This is a genomic window from Asticcacaulis sp. DW145, assembly GCF_037101385.1.
Taxonomy (GTDB): Bacteria; Pseudomonadota; Alphaproteobacteria; order Caulobacterales; family Caulobacteraceae; genus Asticcacaulis; species Asticcacaulis currens.
The window spans coordinates 798,356-815,166 of the sequence record NZ_AP029024.1; the positions used below are offsets into that span (position 1 = coordinate 798,356).

The 16,811-nt window shown below is 62.4% G+C and carries 18 protein-coding genes; 13 read left to right on the forward strand and 5 right to left on the reverse strand.

What is annotated here, in order from left to right; translation table 11 throughout:
* The first annotated feature begins 78 nt into the window (after positions 1-78).
* From AACH73_RS03660 to AACH73_RS03690, 7 genes are all read left to right on the forward strand, one after another.
* Entirely contained in the window at positions 79-684 is a 606-nt protein-coding gene (locus tag AACH73_RS03660; protein WP_338735470.1) for a glutathione S-transferase N-terminal domain-containing protein, read from the forward strand.
* Positions 685-758: 74 nt separating this feature from the next.
* Positions 759-1,832, forward strand: coding sequence for a peptide chain release factor 1 (prfA, locus tag AACH73_RS03665; protein WP_272740868.1), 1,074 nt, complete (start codon positions 759-761; stop codon positions 1,830-1,832).
* A 35-nt stretch (positions 1,833-1,867) separates the two neighbouring features.
* Complete coding sequence (locus AACH73_RS03670; protein WP_338735472.1) at positions 1,868-2,254, forward strand: hypothetical protein; 387 nt, start codon at positions 1,868-1,870, stop codon at positions 2,252-2,254.
* Positions 2,255-2,439: 185 nt separating this feature from the next.
* The gene (locus tag AACH73_RS03675) at positions 2,440-3,234 is read left to right on the forward strand and encodes an MOSC domain-containing protein (RefSeq protein ID WP_338735474.1); all 795 of its coding nucleotides are present in this window, start codon (positions 2,440-2,442) and stop codon (positions 3,232-3,234) included.
* A gap of 42 nt (positions 3,235-3,276) precedes the next feature.
* The gene (gpmA, locus tag AACH73_RS03680; protein WP_338735475.1) at positions 3,277-3,993 is read left to right on the forward strand and encodes a 2,3-diphosphoglycerate-dependent phosphoglycerate mutase; all 717 of its coding nucleotides are present in this window, start codon (positions 3,277-3,279) and stop codon (positions 3,991-3,993) included.
* A gap of 15 nt (positions 3,994-4,008) precedes the next feature.
* Positions 4,009-4,452 (forward strand): bifunctional diaminohydroxyphosphoribosylaminopyrimidine deaminase/5-amino-6-(5-phosphoribosylamino)uracil reductase RibD, encoded by a 444-nt coding sequence (locus AACH73_RS03685; protein ID WP_272740548.1) that lies wholly within the window; start codon positions 4,009-4,011, stop codon positions 4,450-4,452.
* Between the two features lie 99 nt (positions 4,453-4,551).
* Positions 4,552-5,805 (forward strand): pentapeptide repeat-containing protein, encoded by a 1,254-nt coding sequence (locus AACH73_RS03690; RefSeq protein WP_272740547.1) that lies wholly within the window; start codon positions 4,552-4,554, stop codon positions 5,803-5,805.
* Here the strand turns inward: AACH73_RS03690 and AACH73_RS03695 are convergent.
* The 3 genes from AACH73_RS03695 to AACH73_RS03705 are packed head-to-tail and all read right to left on the reverse strand — an operon-like array spanning position 5,802 to position 10,025.
* Positions 5,802-6,659 carry an isoaspartyl peptidase/L-asparaginase gene (locus AACH73_RS03695; RefSeq protein ID WP_338735476.1) on the reverse strand — a complete coding sequence of 286 codons (858 nt, stop codon included), beginning with the start codon at positions 6,657-6,659 and terminating at the stop codon, positions 5,802-5,804. The genes AACH73_RS03690 and AACH73_RS03695 overlap by 4 nt on opposite strands.
* A 55-nt stretch (positions 6,660-6,714) precedes the next feature.
* The gene (locus AACH73_RS03700; protein ID WP_338735477.1) at positions 6,715-8,307 is read right to left on the reverse strand and encodes an ATP-binding cassette domain-containing protein; all 1,593 of its coding nucleotides are present in this window, start codon (positions 8,305-8,307) and stop codon (positions 6,715-6,717) included.
* A complete protein-coding gene (locus AACH73_RS03705; protein WP_338735478.1) occupies positions 8,304-10,025 on the reverse strand; it encodes an ATP-binding cassette domain-containing protein in 1,722 nt (573 codons plus the stop codon). The genes AACH73_RS03700 and AACH73_RS03705 overlap by 4 nt, the downstream gene beginning before the upstream one ends.
* Positions 10,026-10,215: 190 nt before the next feature.
* Between AACH73_RS03705 and AACH73_RS03710 the strand changes: the two genes are divergently transcribed.
* The 3 genes from AACH73_RS03710 (at position 10,216) to cydX (ending at position 13,243) form a co-directional block, all read left to right on the forward strand.
* On the forward strand, positions 10,216-11,805 hold the full coding sequence (locus tag AACH73_RS03710) for a cytochrome ubiquinol oxidase subunit I (protein ID WP_338735479.1): 1,590 nt from the start codon (positions 10,216-10,218) through the stop codon (positions 11,803-11,805).
* A gap of 24 nt (positions 11,806-11,829) precedes the next feature.
* Positions 11,830-12,990: a cytochrome d ubiquinol oxidase subunit II gene (gene cydB / locus AACH73_RS03715; protein ID WP_338735480.1), complete on the forward strand. Its 1,161-nt coding sequence runs from the start codon at positions 11,830-11,832 to the stop codon at positions 12,988-12,990.
* A gap of 130 nt (positions 12,991-13,120) precedes the next feature.
* Positions 13,121-13,243 (forward strand): cytochrome bd-I oxidase subunit CydX, encoded by a 123-nt coding sequence (gene cydX / locus AACH73_RS03720; protein ID WP_126419631.1) that lies wholly within the window; start codon positions 13,121-13,123, stop codon positions 13,241-13,243.
* A gap of 56 nt (positions 13,244-13,299) precedes the next feature.
* Here cydX and AACH73_RS03725 read toward each other — a convergent pair whose 3' ends face one another.
* Positions 13,300-14,505 (reverse strand): polysaccharide biosynthesis protein, encoded by a 1,206-nt coding sequence (locus tag AACH73_RS03725; RefSeq protein WP_272740541.1) that lies wholly within the window; start codon positions 14,503-14,505, stop codon positions 13,300-13,302.
* 142 nt (positions 14,506-14,647) lie between these two features.
* Between AACH73_RS03725 and AACH73_RS03730 the strand changes: the two genes are divergently transcribed.
* Genes AACH73_RS03730 through moaC form a run of 3 tightly spaced genes read left to right on the forward strand, consistent with a single transcriptional unit; the run spans position 14,648 to position 15,876 of the window.
* Positions 14,648-14,938 carry a MoaD/ThiS family protein gene (locus AACH73_RS03730; protein ID WP_272740540.1) on the forward strand — a complete coding sequence of 97 codons (291 nt, stop codon included), beginning with the start codon at positions 14,648-14,650 and terminating at the stop codon, positions 14,936-14,938.
* A gap of 3 nt (positions 14,939-14,941) precedes the next feature.
* Positions 14,942-15,400 (forward strand): molybdenum cofactor biosynthesis protein MoaE, encoded by a 459-nt coding sequence (locus tag AACH73_RS03735; protein WP_338735481.1) that lies wholly within the window; start codon positions 14,942-14,944, stop codon positions 15,398-15,400.
* Complete coding sequence (gene moaC, locus AACH73_RS03740; RefSeq protein WP_272740538.1) at positions 15,400-15,876, forward strand: cyclic pyranopterin monophosphate synthase MoaC; 477 nt, start codon at positions 15,400-15,402, stop codon at positions 15,874-15,876. Before AACH73_RS03735 ends, moaC begins: the two co-directional genes overlap by 1 nt.
* A 6-nt stretch (positions 15,877-15,882) precedes the next feature.
* Here moaC and AACH73_RS03745 read toward each other — a convergent pair whose 3' ends face one another.
* On the reverse strand, positions 15,883-16,752 hold the full coding sequence (locus AACH73_RS03745) for a 50S ribosomal protein L11 methyltransferase (RefSeq protein ID WP_272740537.1): 870 nt from the start codon (positions 16,750-16,752) through the stop codon (positions 15,883-15,885).
* Between the last annotated feature and the right edge of the window lie 59 nt (positions 16,753-16,811).

A 16,811-nucleotide genomic window follows, 5' to 3' on the forward strand; every position in this document is an offset into this window, starting at 1 on the left:
GCGCGGCCATCAGGGCAAGTGTGCAAGGGTTTTCCCCTTGACCGTCAACAGGTTGAGCCGCATGTATGCAAGACTGTAATGGAGGATGTTGTGCGGTTGTTTATCAATTCCGGTTCGCCTTTTGCGAGAAAATGTAGAATTCTGGTGCGGGAGATGGGGCTGACCGACCGGGTGGAGGACGTGCCAACCGTGACGCTGGACAGTGCGCCGGAGCATGTGGCCGTTAACCCTTTCGCGCAGATTCCGGCGCTGGTCACCGATCATGGAGCGCTGATCGACTCGACGCTGATCTGCGAATGGCTGGCCGCGCACTATGGGCCCTATCCCCTCTATCCCGAAGGCGAGGCGCAGTGGGCGGCGCGTCAGGCCGAGGCTCTGGCCGACGGGGTTCTCGAAACCGCCGTGAAGATGGTGATCGAACACCGTCGTCCCGAACACGAACGCTCGGCCACCTGGCTCAAGCGCTGGGAAGAGGGGCTGCGCCGGGCCCTGAAGGCCGTGGATGGGCTGGGCGTACTGTCCGACGCGCCGCCGGGGCTGGCTGAAATCACCCTGGCTTCGGCGGCGACCTATATTGATTTCCGTTTCCCCCAACTCGACTGGCACGCCGAGGCCCCGCGCCTTGTGGCCCTGCGCGATCAACTGGAAAAACGCCAATCCTTTATCGACACCTATCCCGCTTAAAGGTAAGAAGCGCGTTTTCCCCCTCCCGGCATTGCGGGGAGGGGGCCACGAAGTCTTTTGAGGTCGTTCCTTTGATACGTCTGCCGCAGGCCAAGCTCGATCAGGTCGTCGATCGTTTCCGCATGATCGAGGCGCGCATGGAAAGCGCCACCGATGGCACAGAGATCGTCAAGCTGTCGAAGGAGCACGCTGAGCTGAAACCCGTGGTCGATGCGGTCACGGCGCTGCTCAAGGCGCGCGCCTCTGGGCCGGAGTTGGAAGAACTGATCGCGCTCAATGATCCCGAACTGTCGCCGCTGGCGCAGGAGGAGTTTCAGGAGCTGAAAGAGCGCCTGCCGGAGCTGGAACGCGGTGTGGCGCTGCTGCTGGCGCCCAAGGACAAGGACGAGAACGCCTCGGCCATCCTGGAAGTGCGCGCCGGCACCGGTGGGGACGAGGCGGCGCTGTTCGCCGGCGACCTGTTCCGCATGTATTCGCGCTATGCGGCGTCGCAGGGCTGGCGCGTGGAAATCGACTCGATCAGCGAAGGCGACGCGGGCGGCTATAAGGAAATCATCGCCTCGGTGACGGGCGACGGCGTGTTCGGCAAGCTGAAGTTCGAATCGGGCGTGCACCGCGTGCAGCGCGTCCCGGCCACCGAAGCGGGCGGTCGCATCCACACCTCGGCGGCCACCGTCGCCGTGCTGCCCGAAGCCGAGGATGTCGAAATCGACATTCAGGACAAGGATATCCGCATCGACACCTACCGTGCGTCGGGCTCCGGCGGTCAGCACGTCAACAAGACCGACTCGGCGGTGCGCATTACCCATCTGCCGACAGGGATCGTGGCGACCTCATCGGAAAAGTCGCAGCACATGAACCGGCAAATCGCCATGCGCAACCTCAAGGCGCGCCTGTACGACATCCAGCGTCAGGCGCTCGATGCCGCGCGCTCCGATGCCCGCAAATCGCAGGTCGGCTCCGGCGACCGCTCGGAACGCATCCGCACCTATAACTACCCGCAGGGCCGGGTGTCCGATCACCGCATCAACCTGACCCTCTATAATCTGGCGCAATTTATGGAAGGCGAGATGGATCAGATGATTAACGCCCTGATCGCCGACGATCAGGCCGCGCGTCTGGCCATGCTTGAGGAAGAACTGGGATAGGAGTAGGCTCTCACTGCAGTCTGAGGGGGGACAGGATGGCGACGCGAGAGAAAAGGAAATTCATTTGGATTTTACCTCCCGTCTGTGTTTTGGGGGGAATATGCTTAGCCCTTTTTCTTTTTCCGGACATGAGGCAAGATATTGATCCCATTAAGATTTTTAAATCTTTATGGGTATTTTTGTTTTTATCCACCCAGTGTTTAATTCGACATTTCTGGCCTAGCAATTACCGGCTGGATTTCGGTTTGGGGGCCTTCCTTTGTGGTCTGGCGGTCTGGGCATACGCGCAGGAGGGTGCGTTTTCCGATGTTTCGCATATACCTTTCCTGGGTTGGACGGCCTGTCTTCTGTTTGCGGCCAATCTGCTTCTGTTCGTGGCCGATGTATCAAAGCCGTTATGGAAAGAGTCATCGCTGAGTTAGAGGCTGGCCCGAAGGGCAGGGTGGGGTTAAAGCGGTGGCATTAACCCCACCGTCTTTGACGCCTCTGTGGCGTCAAATACACCTCCCCTGAAATCAGGAGAGGCGCTTGAATCACGTTTCAATCAAAAGTCATACTGATTTAGGGAAGGGTATATTTAAACCCCGCGCTGCGCTAAGAGCGGTTCATGCACCCGACCAATGGTAAAATCGACTCCCTGTGGCGGCACCCGGTCAAGGGCTTTACGCCCGAACCCGTAGCCGAGACGTGCCTGACGGTCGATGGTTTCTTCCCATTTGATCGCCTGTTTTCGCTGGAGGTCGGGCCATCGGGCTATGATCGCGACGATCCGCAATTCCTGTCCAAGATGAAATACGCCGTGCTGGCGCGCTTTCCGGCCGTGGCGAGGCTGCGCACCCGTTATGATGAGATCACTGAGCGTCTGTTCGTCGATGATCGTCCCTTCGATATCGCGCAACCCGCCGGGCGTCACGCGCTGGAGCGGCATATCGAAACCGTGCTGGCGGCGCATGAGGATTACGACCCGGTGGCGCAGCCGCTGCGTTTTCTCGATATCCGCGAAGGCGCAGTCGATCATTACCGCTTCACCGACTCGTCCAACGGCTTTGTGTCGATTCTTAATCTGAACAGCGTGCGCGACCTGTCCGAGCGTATGGGCATCGACCTCGATCCGTTGCGGCTGCGTGCCAATATCTGGGTCGAAGGGTGGTCAGCGTTCGAAGATCACGCCTTTGTGGGCAAGCCGCTGCGCATCGGCGAAGACGGGCCGCTGCTGGAAGTGCTGAAACCCATTGTGCGCTGTGTGGCGACGCACGTGAACCCGCAGACGGCGCAGCGCGATGCGGAGATGGTGCAGGCACTGTGGACCCACTATGGTCACCGCGACTGCGGCCTTTATTGCCGCGTCTTGTCGCCGGGTCTGATCCGTGCCGGTGATGCGGTTGACCCGCAGGTGGCCTGATCCTATAGCAGAGACATTCTTTATGTCTTTAAAGGTGTCCGGATGCCCAAACTCATTCTCCTCCGTCACGGCCAGAGCCAGTGGAACCTCGAAAACCGCTTCACCGGCTGGGTGGACGTCAATTTGACGGCCGAAGGCGAGGCGCAGGCGGTTAAGGGCGGTGAGCTGATCAGGGCCGAGGGGATCGAGATCGACCGCGCCTTTACCTCGGTGCTGACGCGCGCCATCCGCACCTGCAACCTGGCGCTGGACGCGGCTGGTCAATCCTACGTGCCGGTGATCAAAGACTGGCACCTCAATGAGCGCCACTATGGCGGGCTGACGGGGCTGGACAAGGCCGAAACCGCCGCCCTGCATGGCGACGAACAGGTGAAGATCTGGCGCCGCTCCTACGACGTGCCGCCGCCCGAACTGTCGGCCGGAAGCGCCTACGACTTCTCGAAGGATCGCCGCTACGCCGGTTCGGTCCTGCCCCTGACCGAGAGCCTGAAGACGACGCTCGACCGCGTGCTGCCCTTCTGGGACGGGTCGATTGTGCCGGCGCTGAAGGCCGGGGACACGGTGCTGGTGGCGGCGCATGGCAATTCGATCCGCGCGATTATCAAGCTGCTGTTCAACCTCGGTGAGGCCGAGATTCTGGAGGTCGAAGTGCCAACCTCTAACCCGCTGGTCATCGACCTCGATGCGGCACTGAAGCCCGTTTCGGCTAAATATCTCGACGCTGAGCGTGCCAACCCTGTGCCCGTGTTGCAGGGCTAGCGGACGGGCGGGGCGATGAGCGACTCCCGCCATATGGCCCGTGCCATCGCGCTGGCCACCGCACAGCAGGGGCGCACCGTGCCTAATCCACCGGTCGGCTGCGTGATCGTCAGTGACGGCATGGTTATCGCTGAGGCGGCCACCGGCGACGGCGGTCGGCCACATGCCGAAGAGGCGGCGCTGGCCCAGCTCGACAACCGCGCCGAAGGGACCACGGCCTATGTAACGCTGGAGCCCTGTGGGGAGAGGTCGCACGGTGGCCTCTCCTGTTCACAGCGTCTGGTCGAAGCGGGGGTCAGTCGCGTCGTCTTCGCCTGTCATGACCCGTCGCCCTATGCCTCACACCTCGGTATTACGCGTATGACCGAGGCCGGACTTGCGGTTGAAACCGGGCTGATGGCGGCCGAAGCCTCGGTCCTGATCAAAGACTTTGTGCGAAATCTGCCGGTTAAGCCCTGATTTAGGCTTTTCCGGTAAGGTTAATGCTCACCCCTTTCCAGGGGCGTCGAGTCCCATGCGCGTCTTCTCAGCTTTTTATCGAAAGGTTTGTCCCCGCGCATGAGCGCCACCACCGGACAGTCACGCTATACCCGCCTCACCCAGGCTGAGGTGGATGCGATCTGCCTGAAGCACGCTCGCCTGAAGGCTATGAAGCCGGGAGGCGCGCGGGCGGTGTTTGCGTGGATGGACGTATCGGGGCTTGATTTCAGCGGTCGCGACCTGCGCGATGCCGATTTTACCGCCGCTATCATGGTAGGTGCCGACCTGTCCGGCACGCTGCTCGATCAGTCGAACCTCTACTGCGTCGATATGCAGATGGCCAATCTGTGCCGCGCGTCTTTGCGGCGGACCGATTTGCGCGGGGCGTGCCTGCGCGGTGCCAATCTGGCCGATGTGGACCTGTTCGAAGCCGATCTGCGCGAAGGGGCGCTGGCCCTGCCGGACAAGGCGTCGGGTCTGGCCTATGTGGAGGTGTCCACGCGCGTATCGGACGCCGGCTTTACCAATCTGCGCGGGGCCAATCTGGAGCGCTCCAAGCTTTCGGGGATTCAGGCCATGAAGGCCGATTTCACCGATGCCATCCTCAAATCGTGCAAGCTGGTGCGCGCCAACCTCAAACAGGCGATTATGGACAATTGCGACCTGTCCGGGGCCGACATGTCAGGGTGCGACGTCAGTGGGGCGTCGCTGAAAGACGCGGTAATGATCGGCACCAAGACCGAGAGCTGGAATGCGTCGCAGGCCAATCTGAGCGGCGTACTGACCGAGAAAGCTGCCGGGACGGATATCAGCCGTCTGCCCTATGATGAGATGATCCGCGCCCACGCCGAATGGGTCGATAGTGTGGGGCAGGCGGGCAAGCCGTCGCTGTTCGACAAGGCCGATCTGCGCGGGCTCAAATCTATCAAGGGGCTTAATCTCGCCGCGCTGTCGGCCAAGGGGGCGGTCTTCTACGGCCTTGATATGCGGGGCATCCAGTTACAGGGCGCGCACCTCGAAGGGGCGGACCTGCGCAATTGCGACCTGCGGGGGGCCGATCTGCGCGGGGCGCAGATGGTGGGCGTGCGCATGGACGGGGCCAATCTGGAAGGGGCCAATATCGGTCCGCTGAAACTGGCCGGAGACCGCTTGTTTCCGGCGGACCTGCGTCAGGCGCGCATCCGCGGGGCCAATCTGCAACGCGCCGATCTGCGTCAGGCGCGCCTCGACGGGGCAGATCTGTCGCGCTCCGACCTCGACAAGGCGCTGATGACGCTGGAAAGCCTTGCGCACGTGATTTGCGTTGGGCTTAAAGGCAAGATCGCGGCTTAAAACGCCTCGCTGACAATATCGCCATCGCCATTGAAGTAAGCTCGCTTCATGCCCGCCGAGCGGAAGGGCGCGTGCACCTCGCCGGAACGGGTGACGACGATCAGCCCGCCTTCGCCGCCCAGACGCGCGATCTGCTCCAGCACCTGACCGGCGCTTTCAAACGCGCCCTGACCGGCCCCGATACGGAAGGCCACTTGTGCGGCGGCCTGAACGCGCAGGAAATATTCACCCTGACCGGTGCAGGAAATAGCGGCGTGGTCATCGGCCCAGGTGCCCGCGCCGATGATCGGCGTGTCGCCGACACGCCCCGGCAGCTTGCCGAACACGCCGGCCGTCGAGGTCGCCGCCGCCAGATTGCCATAGGAATCGAGACACACGCACCCGACCGTACCGTGTGCCAGCGTCCCCGGCGGATAGTTGGACTCAAAAGCCCCGGCGCGGGTGAAATAGTCGTCGGCCACCGTCTCAAAGCCTTGCACTTCGGCAAATTGCCTTGCGCCGTCGCCCGCCAGCAGGACGTGCGGTGTCTTTTCCATCACAGCGCGGGCGATAGCGACGGGGTTCTTGTAGCCGGCCAGTGCGGCGACGGCTCCGGCGCGGCGATCGGTTCCGTTCATCAGGCTGGCGTCCAGTTCAAACACACCCACGGCATTGGGCGACGCGCCCTTACCAGCCACGTAAAGGCCGGAGTCTTCGAGCGAGCGCACGGTTTCGGTGACCACATCGAGCGCGGGGGCGCCGTTATGGAGGTTGTGCCGCGCGATCTTGGCCAGCCCCTTCATGTGGGTGATTTCGCGGCCATAGTCGCGGCCGGCCTTGGCCCCGGCGCCGCCGTGCAGGGCGAATGCGATCATCAGACGTGTCCTTCGGGTCGTTTGGCCGGGTTTTAGGCGAAGAGACGGGCGAAAGCTACCCCTGTACCTCTCCGACGTGTCGGAGACGTAGGAAGGCAGCGTCAATTGCGAGGTCCTGATCGCATAGCCGTCGCGGGCCCGGACGGTGGCTGACGAGGATCAGGCCCTGACCCGTGCGTTTAAGATGCGCCTCGACCGCCTCGGTGACGGTGGCTTCGGTGGCGGCGTCCAGCCCCTCGGTCGGCTCATCCAGCACCAGCACATCGGCCTGACGCAGCAGGGCGCGGGCGAGGCTGAGGCGTTTGCGCTCCCCGCCGGACAGGGTCACGCCGCCATCGCCGATCCATTGGTGCAGGCCCTTGGGCATGGCGGCGACGCGGGCCTTCAACTGCGCCACCTCCAACGCGGCCCATACCCGCGCCGTCAGGGTCTCAGGCGTTTCCGCCGCGATCTCTTCCGGCGACAGGGCCATCAGCAGAGTGTCGCCGATAGTGCCGTTGAGCACCGGCGCGTCCTGCGGCGACAGGCTGAACCGCAGATCGGGCAGGGCGGTGAGCCCCGGCACCTCGTCCATCGGGCGCAGACCGATCAGGGCTTCGATCAGCCGCGTCTTGCCCGATCCCGACGCGCCGGTGATCAGCAGGCGTGTCTGTGGGCCGAGGTCGTAATCGTGGGCACCAAAGCGCAGGACCAACCCGGTGCGCGGGGTGGGTGGCACCGCCTCTGCGTCGCCCAGTTCGGCCACCCGCGCCTCGGCCTCGGCGAACAGGCGTGTTTGCGCCATGGCTTTCAAGAGCGGGCCGGTCGCTTCGAAGGCCACCGTCGTCACCAGAAGACCCAGCGCCAGCATCGGCATGGCGGCGTGCGCATGGGTGAGGACGATCAGGCTCAGGGTCGCCGCCAGCACGCTGAGGTTCAGCAGGACCGGCAGGCTTTCGCTGCGCGCCTGCGCCTCGCGGGCGGTGCGCAGGGCGGCCTCCTGCTCTGATAATCGCGCCATAAACCGCTCCGACAACCGATAGGCGGCGATGTCGGGCAGGAAGGGCAGGGTTTCGTGCACGCTATTTTTCAACACCCCCAGTTCAGGCAGGCCGGTCGTTGATGTGGGTGCGATGCGTCGCGACAGGCCGATCAGCGCGCCGATGCCCGCCGCCGCGATCAGGGTGGCCACGGGTGATAGTAACAGTGTCAGGATCAGGGCGGCGATCAGGCCGCCCAGCGCAGAGGCCCAGTGGCTTTGTGCCACCAGCGCGTTTTCCAGTTGCGCGACATCCTGCACCAGCCGAGCCGAGGTCTCACCGCGGCTGAGGCGCAACGGTGCATGGCTCACCCGCTCAAACAGCCACGGGCGCAGTTCCGCCAGAGTGCGCAAGGCCGCCGTATGGCCGCTCAGGCGCTCGAAATAGCGCATGACGGTGCGCGCAATGGCCAGCCCGCGAATGGCGGCCGACGGCAGCAGATAGTTGAAGGCCATCATCACCGCGCCGCCCGCCGCCCCGGCTATGGCCGCTCCGGCCAGAAACCAGCCGGACAGGCCGAGCAGGGTGGTGGCCGCGATGGACACCCCGGCGGCACAGACGGATGCGACGATCAGGGATGTACGCTGACGGCGTTTCAGGTCGGCAAAATAGGCTTTGAACGCGCTCACAGCCGCACCTCCTGCGTGGCGATGGCGGTCAGTGCCTCGGAATGGGTCGCCATAATCACCGTGCGCCCCTTGGCGGCGCTGCGGATGGCGGCGATAAGCGCGGCCTCGGCCTCTGGGTCGAGATCGGCGGTCGGCTCATCGAGCAACAGTAGCGGCGCGGGTTTGAGCAGGGCGCGCGCCAGACCGATACGCCGCCGCTCGCCGCCCGATAGGCCGGAGCCGCGTTCATCCAGCAGCGTCTCAAGCCCGCGTGCCGCCACCAGCGCCTTCAGCCCGGTCAGGCGGATCACCCGCTGCACGTCGGCGTCGCTGGCCTGCGGGTTCGACAGGCGCAGATTGTCGGCCAGAGTGCCGGGCAGGATCGGCGTGTGCTGCGACATCCAAGACAGGGCAGGAGACAGGTCGTGCGCGGGCGTCAGCGGCTGACCGTCGATTTCGATCAGGCCGCGCGCTTCCACGTCGCCGCCGCGCCCAAGCAGCAGGCGCAGCAGGGTGGACTTGCCTGAACCCGTTTCGCCTCGCAGGGCGATGATGGCTCCGCCGCCGGCGCTGAAACTGACCGGGGCGAAGACCGGCGCCGGATCGTCGGCAAAGACGGCGCTGACGCCCTCAAAGCGCAGCGTGGGGGCGGTGGTGAGCGTCAGTGGCACCGAGTCGGGCGTCTCCAGTCGTGCCTCCAGCGCCATCAGGGCTACGGCGGCGGCGTGCGCCTGCTGCTCCTCATGATAGGCGGCGCTCAGACGGCGCAGCGGGAAATAGACTTCTGGGGCCAGCGCCAGAGCGAAGAAGGCCGGGGCAAAGGCATCGCCACCAAACAGGCCTCTGTTGAAATCCAGAATAGCCGGCACGGGGAAGGGCAGCAGGCCCAGCAGGGCAAACCCGCAATAGACGGCGATCAGAGCGACCGACAGGGCAGCGAAAAATTCCAGTATGGCCGAGCCGGTAAAGGCCATGCGCAGGACCGACAGGGTGCGTTCCGACACATCGCGGGCGGCGCGCCGCACCTTTTCGACCTGCGCGGCTTCGTTATCAAACGCGCGGATCAGGGACAGGTGGCGCAGACGATCGGCGAACAGGCCAGACAGCCGCGTCAGGGCCGCAAGCTGACGCCGCGATTCCGCGGTGGTAGCCATGCCGGACAGGGCCATCAGTGTGACAAAGGGACACAGGGTGAAGAGGATGATGGCGGCCGCCAGAGGCGAGGCCACAGCGATGACCAGCGTCACCAGAAGCGGCGTCAGGGCGGTTGCCTGCCGCGCCGGAACGAAGCGCGCATAATAGCCTTCGAGCGCCTCCGTATGCTCAAACAGCGCCGTCATGCGCCCCATCTGCGAGGCCCCGACGCCGCGTCCGGACAGGGCCTTGCGCATCAGCGACAGGCGCAGATTCTCGATAATCAGGCGCGCTGATTTCAGGCTAAGGACTTGATTATAGTAGGAAAGAGTGCCCCTGAGACACAGGCTGAGGAACAATAGGGCCAGACCCGTCAAGGGAAACTGACCGCCGCGCACCGCCTGAAGGATAAGGGCCAGCCCGGCGGCAAAGCCCGTGGCGCACAGGACCGACCCGACCTCAAGCTGTCGCACAAGTGTGACTTGTCTTTTCGCTGCATCGGCCCATAGTTTCAGCGTCTGACGCACAGCTTTGGCGCGACTCTTGTCAGTGTCGCCGGTGGCATCCTTAAGGGTCTCAGGGGTACGGGGGCGTGGGTGCGACATTTGGTGCGATAGGGCGTTTCAGGGGCGGGGCATATACTCAGGCCCAGCTTAGTTGTTATGGCAAGTAAGCCGGAATGGGTTTTCTCCTAGCCCATTTCGGACATCAAGGGGCAAATTTCCACACCGCTGCTGCACCTTGCCGCAGGGGCGTGCGATCTAAAAACCCCAATAACCCGAGGGATATATCTCAATGGATATGATGACCGTCGATCTATCAAGGCTACAGTTCGCCTTGACGGCGCTGTATCACTTTCTGTTCGTCCCGCTGACGCTTGGCCTTTCCTTCATGCTGGTCATCATGGAAAGCGTCTATGTGCTGACGCGGCGCGAAATCTGGCGCACCATTACCCGTTTCTGGGGCACGCTTTTCGGCATCAACTTCGTGCTGGGCGTGGCCACGGGTCTGACCATGGAATTCCAGTTCGGAACCAACTGGTCCTATTATTCACACTTTGTCGGCGACATCTTCGGCGCGCCTCTGGCGATTGAGGGCCTGATGGCCTTCTTCCTCGAAGCGACCTTTGTCGGGCTGATGTTCTTCGGCTGGGACCGCCTGTCGCGGGTCGGGCACCTGATCGTTACCTTTCTGGTGGCGCTGGGTACCAACCTGTCGGCCCTGTGGATCCTGATCGCCAACGGCTGGATGCAGAACCCGGTCGGTGCAGACTTCAACCCGGCCACCATGCGCATGGAAGTTTCCGACTTCATGGCCGTGCTGTTCAATCCGGTGGCGCAAGCGAAGTTCGTGCACACCGTCTCAGCAGGTTATGTGATCGCGGCGGTCTTCGTCCTCGGCGTATCGGCCATCTATCTCCTCAAGGGCAAATGGGTGTCGGTCGCCAAGCGTTCGATGGCGGTGGCGGCAGCCTTTGGTCTGGCTTCCTCGCTGTCGGTCGTCGTTCTGGGCGACGAGTCGGGCTATGCCCTGACCGATAACCAGAAGATGAAGCTGGCGGCCCTTGAGGCCATGTGGCACACCGAGCCGGCCCCGGCGGGCCTGACCCTGTTCGGTATTCCGAACCTGAAGACCCAGCACACCGATATGGAAGTCAAGGTGCCCTATGTTCTGGGCCTGATCTCCACGCGCTCACTGGATCGTCCGGTCATCGGTATTCTTGACCTGGTGGAGACGGCGGAACACCGCATCCAGTCGGGTGTGGCCGCCTATGACGCCGTGGAAAAGCTGAAAGCTAACCCTCAGGACCTCGCCGCCCGCGCGCAGTTCGAAGCGCACAAGCGCGACATCGGTTACGGCTATCTGCTGAAAAAGTACGTCGCTGACCCGCGTACCGCCGACGCCGCCCTCATCCAGAAGGCCGCCCTCGACACCATCCCCAATGTGCCGGTGATGTTCTGGGTCTTCCGCCTGATGGCCGCCATCGGCTTTGCCATGATCGCTCTGTTCGCTCTGGCCTTCGTGCTGGTTAGCTTGCGCAAGGCCGAGCACACCCGCTGGTTCCTGCGCCTGTGCGTGCTGGCAATCCCGCTGCCGTGGCTTGCGGCGGAAGCCGGGTGGGTGCTGGCTGAGCTGGGGCGTCAGCCCTGGGCCGTCGAAGGCGTCCTGCCCACCTTTATGGGCGCGTCCAGCCTCACCGTCGGGCAAATCTGGGTGACCATAGTGGGCTTCACCCTGCTGTACGGCACGCTGGCCGTCATCGAGGTCGGCCTGCTGGTCAAGACGATCAAGACCGGTCCCTATGCGTCGAAATTCGGTCGTATGCACGACGCCGAAGAAGCCAGCCCGCTGCAAAGCGGTGGCCTCGCCGGCCCGGCTGAATAACGCGCAGACAAAGGAGTAACCCTTATGGAACTACCTATCGACTACATGACCTTGCGGGTCATCTGGTGGCTGCTCATGGGCGTGCTGCTGATCGGCTTCGCCATTATGGACGGCTACGCACTGGGCACGCTGGCAACCCTGCCGTTCGTCGCCAAAACCGACGAAGAACGCCGGGCTGTGATCAATACCGTCTCGGCCACCTGGGAAGGCAATCAGGTGTGGCTCATCCTGGGGGGCGGCGCCATCTTTGCCGCCTGGCCCTTCGTCTATGCGGTGAGCTTCTCCGGCTTCTATCTGGCCATGTTCCTTGTGCTGTCCGCACTGATCCTGCGTCCGGTCGGCTTCAAGTACCGCTCCAAGCGGCCGGGCAAGGCGTGGCGCAACAACTGGGACTGGGCGCTGTTCGTCGGCGGTTTTGTCCCGGCTCTGGTCTTCGGTGTGGCCGTCGGCAATGTGCTTCAGGGCGCGCCGTTCAGCCTCGATAGCGACCTGCGCATCACCTATCACGATCAGTTTCTGGGCGGTCTGCTCGGCCTGTTCAGCCCCTTCACCGTCCTGTGCGGCCTGACCTCCGTGGCCATGCTGCTGCTGCAAGGGGCGACCTGGGTGTCGCTGAAGATCGAAAAAGGGGCCCTGCGTGACCGCGCCATCACCTACGGCGTTTATGCCGCTCTGGCCGTGATCGTTCTCTTTGCGCTGGGTGGCGTCTATCTCGCCTATGGCGGTCTGGGCTTCAAGGTCGTGGGCGACATTGCCGCCGATGGCCCGTCCAATCCCCGCAATGCCGAGGTCGTCAAAGAGGCCGGGGCCTGGCTTCTTAACTACGGCAAATATCCGTGGATGATAGCCGCACCGGTACTGGGTTTCGTAGGCGCGCTGCTGGCGCTTCTGGGGCTGAAGACCAAGGCCGATCCGTGGGCCTTCATCGGGTCTTCCATCGGCGTGCTGGGCATTATCGGCAGCGTGGGCGTTTCGATGTTCCCCATCATCCTGCCTTCGACCGTCGATGCCCGCTCCAGCCTGCTGGTGTGGACGGCCTCCAGCTCGCACACCACCCTGTTCATCATGCTGGGTGTGACGCTGGTCTTCCTGCCCATCGTCCTGCTCTACACGGCGTGGGTCTATAAGGTGCTGTTCGGCCGCATCGAAGTGAAGGCGTTGAAGACGAATCCGGACCTCTATTGAGAGCATGGGGGAAACCCTGTTTCCCCCATGTGCCCCCTTCTCAGGATGGCGAAAAATTTTCTTGGGGCGGCCCTTCGAAAATTTTTCACATCTTTCTTGAGCCTGACGTCGTCAGGCAAGGAGTTGCAAAATGTGGTATTTTACCTGGGTGCTGGGCCTCGGTCTGGCGGTGACCTTCGGGATTTTGAACGGGATCTGGTTCGAATTCCTCACCACGGATGATCCCGATGCCGAAGACCCGCATAAAGACTGAGCAATACTAGACCAAAAACCCCCGCTGTCACCAGCGGGGGTTTTTTGAACTTCACCTTAAACTTTTTCCGGCTGAGGCGCAGGCGGCGGTGGTGAATAGTCGCGCAGTGTTTTCACAAAGTGGAAGACCTGCGCCTTGACGATTTCGTCCTCGCCGCGTTCGGCCAGCGTAAACAACTCGCTCATCAGGTGCGGCGGCAGGTGCAGGTCCATCGCCTGATTGACCACCTTGAAGATACCGGGGCGTAAGGGTTCGCGGATTTCATTGTCATCGAGAAGCGCCTCGGTGATCTTTTCGCCGTCGCGCAGGCCGGTCAGAACGATCTGGATGTCCTTATCGACCTTGAGGCCATACATTTCGATCATGCGCCGGGCCAGATCGTAGATACGAATGGGCTCACCCATTTCGAGAATGTAGAGGCTCGATTTTTCCGACAGGTTCGTAGCGTTGTGCATGGCCGCTGTCATGACCAGTTGCACCGCCTCGAAGATGGTCATGAAAAAGCGTTCGACCTTGGGGTCGGTCAGCGTAATCGGCCCGCCGCGCTCAATCTGGGCGCGGAACAGCGGCACTACAGAGCCCGTCGAGCCCAGCACATTGCCGAAGCGCACGACGCAGGCCTGATTGAGGTGGCCCATCTGCGACGAAATCAGGTGTTCGGCCAGACGCTTCGTCGCCCCCATCATCGAGGCCGGGGCGACCGCCTTATCCGACGAGATGAGGACCAGCTGTTTCACATTGGCGGCTTGCGCTGCGTCGATGACATACTGCGTGCCCATGACATTGGTCAGCACCCCTTCCGACGGATTGATCTCAACCATCGGGACGTGTTTGAGCGCCGCCGCGTGGAAGATAACGTCCGGCTTCTGCGCTACGAAAATAGCTTCAAGGCGGGCTTTGCGCCGGATGGAGCACAGGATCAGGCTGACCGGAGGCTTGCCGAACTCCAGATTTAGCGACTGCTCGACATCGTAAAGCGCCAGTTCGGTGTGGTCGATCAAAGTGACGTGTGCCGCCCCCAGTCGCAGGGCCTGACGCGCGATTTCCGAGCCGATCGAGCCGCCGCCCCCGGTGATAAGGATACGTTTGCCGGCGTAGAAGGCGCTTAGCGCCTCGTGGTCCAGATGGACCTGTGGCCTTTGCAGCAGCGACTTGTACGAAATCTGGTCATTGGGATCGGCCAGCGATAACCGGACGTTCCGTTGCCCCAGTAAACCGGACTTGGCCAAAAGCCGTAAAATACGATTGTTAAGTATGGCCATTCGAACCTAGTACCGGCCCTGAAAGGGAATAAAACATACAGGCATTGACACCCCCCGCGTCCTGCGTGCATGGCGATCGTAAAACGTCCGCCGCCGCGCAACTTACAGCTTTTCGTGAAAAAAGAATAAGGTAATTTTGTGAGTGGATGATTTTACTCAACAGATTTTCCCTCGGAGCGTGATGCAGATCACAGTTCTCTTTTTTGGCAAGGTGGCCGACACACTGGGTGAACGGCAGCGCGTACTGGATTTCGCTGATACGGACATGAGCCTGTTCACCCTGCGCCAGAGCGTGTTGGGCACTGCCTTTGCGTCGGGCGCATTGTCGCGTGAGCGGGTGCTAATGAGCGTCAATCAGGGGTTAACCCAGGAGGATCGCTCCTTGCAGGCCGGCGATGAGGTCGCCTTCTTTCCTGTCTTTTCCGGAGGCTGAGGCGTGGCAACGGTCGAAACCCTGCTTTTGCCCCAGGCCCTCGACGGTCAAACGCTGTATCGCCGTTTCGTGGAGGCGAATCGCGGAGCCGGAGCCATTGTCACCTTTTCCGGCCGGGTGCGGGGGGAGACGACCGACGGCGCGGTGTCGCATCTGTGGCTCGACTGGTATCCCGGCATGACCGAGCAGAGCCTGACGGATATCGCAGAGGCCGCCGCCGCGCGCTTCGACGTGCTGGCGCTGCTGGTGGCGCATCGATGCGGCGAGGTTCAGGCCGAGGACGAGATTGTGTTTGTGGCGGCGGCCTCGTCGCATCGGCGGGCGGCCTTTGAGGCGGCCGACTATCTAATGGACCGGCTGAAGTCCGAGGCGGCTTTGTGGAAGCGTGAGATCGGCGAGGGCTTTGCGCGTTGGGTTGAGCCTACGGCCAAAGACGCTGACGATCTGAAACGGTGGACATGATGAGCGAAAACAGCCTGTCACACATAGGTAAGGATGGCCGCGCCCATATGGTCGATGTCGGGGCGAAGGCCGTGACGGCGCGCAAAGCCCGCGCTGAGGGGCGGCTGATCTGCGCCCCTGAGACGCTGGCGATGGTACGCGAGGGCACGGCGCCCAAGGGGGCGGTGATCGCCACGGCTGAAATCGCCGGCACTATGGCGGCCAAGAAAACGGCCGACCTGATCCCCCTGTGCCACCCGTTGAGCCTGACGAAGGTCGGGCTTGAGATTGCGATGGATGACACCTTGCCAGGCTTTCGCCTGAGCGCGGAGGTGAAGACGTCAGGGCAGACGGGCGTCGAGATGGAGGCCCTGACCGCTGTGTCGGTGGCGGCGCTGACCCTCTATGACATGCTGAAAGCCGTCGACAAGAGCATGCGTATCGACGGCATAGAGGTGGTAGCCAAGGCTGGCGGCAAGGCCGATTACGGGTACTAAATACCCTTAACCACCCCGCTGCATCACAAGCGTGCACCAGGCGTCGCGGTGGATTCGGCGCACGACACGGAAGCCCTTGGACAGATAGGCGGCCTTGACGAAGCGCTCCTGCGTGCGCAACAGGCCCGACAGGATGACCGTGCCGCCCGGCCTGAGCGCCAACTTTATCGACTGCGACAGACCGACCAGCGGACGCGCCAGAATGTTGGCAAAGACCAGATCGTAGGGGGCGTCCTTGCGTACGTCCTTGTGGTTCAGGCCATTGGCCCAAACAAAACGAGCACCAGCCGAATTGAGCTTAGCGTTTTCGTTGGAGATGCGCACGCTGATGGCGTCGATATCGGTGCCGACGGCGTATTTCGTGCCAGTCTTGGCGGCGGCGATGGCCAGCACGCCCGTGCCCGCGCCGACATCCAGCACGCGCTCATAATGGTGTTTTTTTAACAGATCGTTATAGGCCCACAAGCAGCCGACCGTCGTCCCGTGGTGCCCCGTACCGAAGGCAGCCCCGGCTTCGATACGCAGATTAACCGCATTGAGCGGCTTTTTGCCGCGATCGTGAATACCGTACACGAAGAATCGTCCGGCGCGCACGGGCGGCAGACCCGACAGGGCCATGGCCAGCCAGTCGGCATCGGCCAGTTGATCTGCGGTGACGATCAGCTCCGGATACTCTGCCAGAAGCTCTTGTAAACGCTGATCTTCCTCCTCGGTCGTGGGGAAGGCGTCGATGCGCCAGATATTGCGGTCCTCATCCTCTTCGAGGATGGAATAGGTCGCGCCTTCGAGCCAGGCATCGTTGTCGATGGCCTCTGCGGCGGTTTCCGCCACCTGACGGGGGCCTTTTGCGATGATTTGTTGTGGATTATAAGTCATTGTAGGCTTTGCAGATCGTCCGATTCGATGTGACGGAAGCGTTTCAACGGTCTTTTATG

What these genes read in the sequence shown, in the direction of transcription:
- AACH73_RS03685 (WP_272740548.1), top strand. Translation starts at nt 4,009, where the DNA reads ATGAGCGACTCCCGCCATATGGCCCGTGCCATCGCGCTGGCCACCGCA.
- AACH73_RS03705 (WP_338735478.1), bottom strand. Translation starts at nt 10,025, where the DNA reads ATGTCGCACCCACGCCCCCGTACCCCTGAGACCCTTAAGGATGCCACC.
- cydX (WP_126419631.1), top strand. Translation starts at nt 13,121, where the DNA reads ATGTGGTATTTTACCTGGGTGCTGGGCCTCGGTCTGGCGGTGACCTTC.
- AACH73_RS03745 (WP_272740537.1), bottom strand. Translation starts at nt 16,752, where the DNA reads ATGACTTATAATCCACAACAAATCATCGCAAAAGGCCCCCGTCAGGTG.
- AACH73_RS03670 (WP_338735472.1), top strand. Translation starts at nt 1,868, where the DNA reads ATGGCGACGCGAGAGAAAAGGAAATTCATTTGGATTTTACCTCCCGTC.
- AACH73_RS03725 (WP_272740541.1), bottom strand. Translation starts at nt 14,505, where the DNA reads ATGGCCATACTTAACAATCGTATTTTACGGCTTTTGGCCAAGTCCGGT.
- AACH73_RS03675 (WP_338735474.1), top strand. Translation starts at nt 2,440, where the DNA reads ATGCACCCGACCAATGGTAAAATCGACTCCCTGTGGCGGCACCCGGTC.
- AACH73_RS03690 (WP_272740547.1), top strand. Translation starts at nt 4,552, where the DNA reads ATGAGCGCCACCACCGGACAGTCACGCTATACCCGCCTCACCCAGGCT.
- moaC (WP_272740538.1), top strand. Translation starts at nt 15,400, where the DNA reads ATGAGCGAAAACAGCCTGTCACACATAGGTAAGGATGGCCGCGCCCAT.
- AACH73_RS03695 (WP_338735476.1), bottom strand. Translation starts at nt 6,659, where the DNA reads ATGATCGCATTCGCCCTGCACGGCGGCGCCGGGGCCAAGGCCGGCCGC.
- AACH73_RS03660 (WP_338735470.1), top strand. Translation starts at nt 79, where the DNA reads ATGGAGGATGTTGTGCGGTTGTTTATCAATTCCGGTTCGCCTTTTGCG.
- gpmA (WP_338735475.1), top strand. Translation starts at nt 3,277, where the DNA reads ATGCCCAAACTCATTCTCCTCCGTCACGGCCAGAGCCAGTGGAACCTC.
- AACH73_RS03710 (WP_338735479.1), top strand. Translation starts at nt 10,216, where the DNA reads ATGGATATGATGACCGTCGATCTATCAAGGCTACAGTTCGCCTTGACG.
- cydB (WP_338735480.1), top strand. Translation starts at nt 11,830, where the DNA reads ATGGAACTACCTATCGACTACATGACCTTGCGGGTCATCTGGTGGCTG.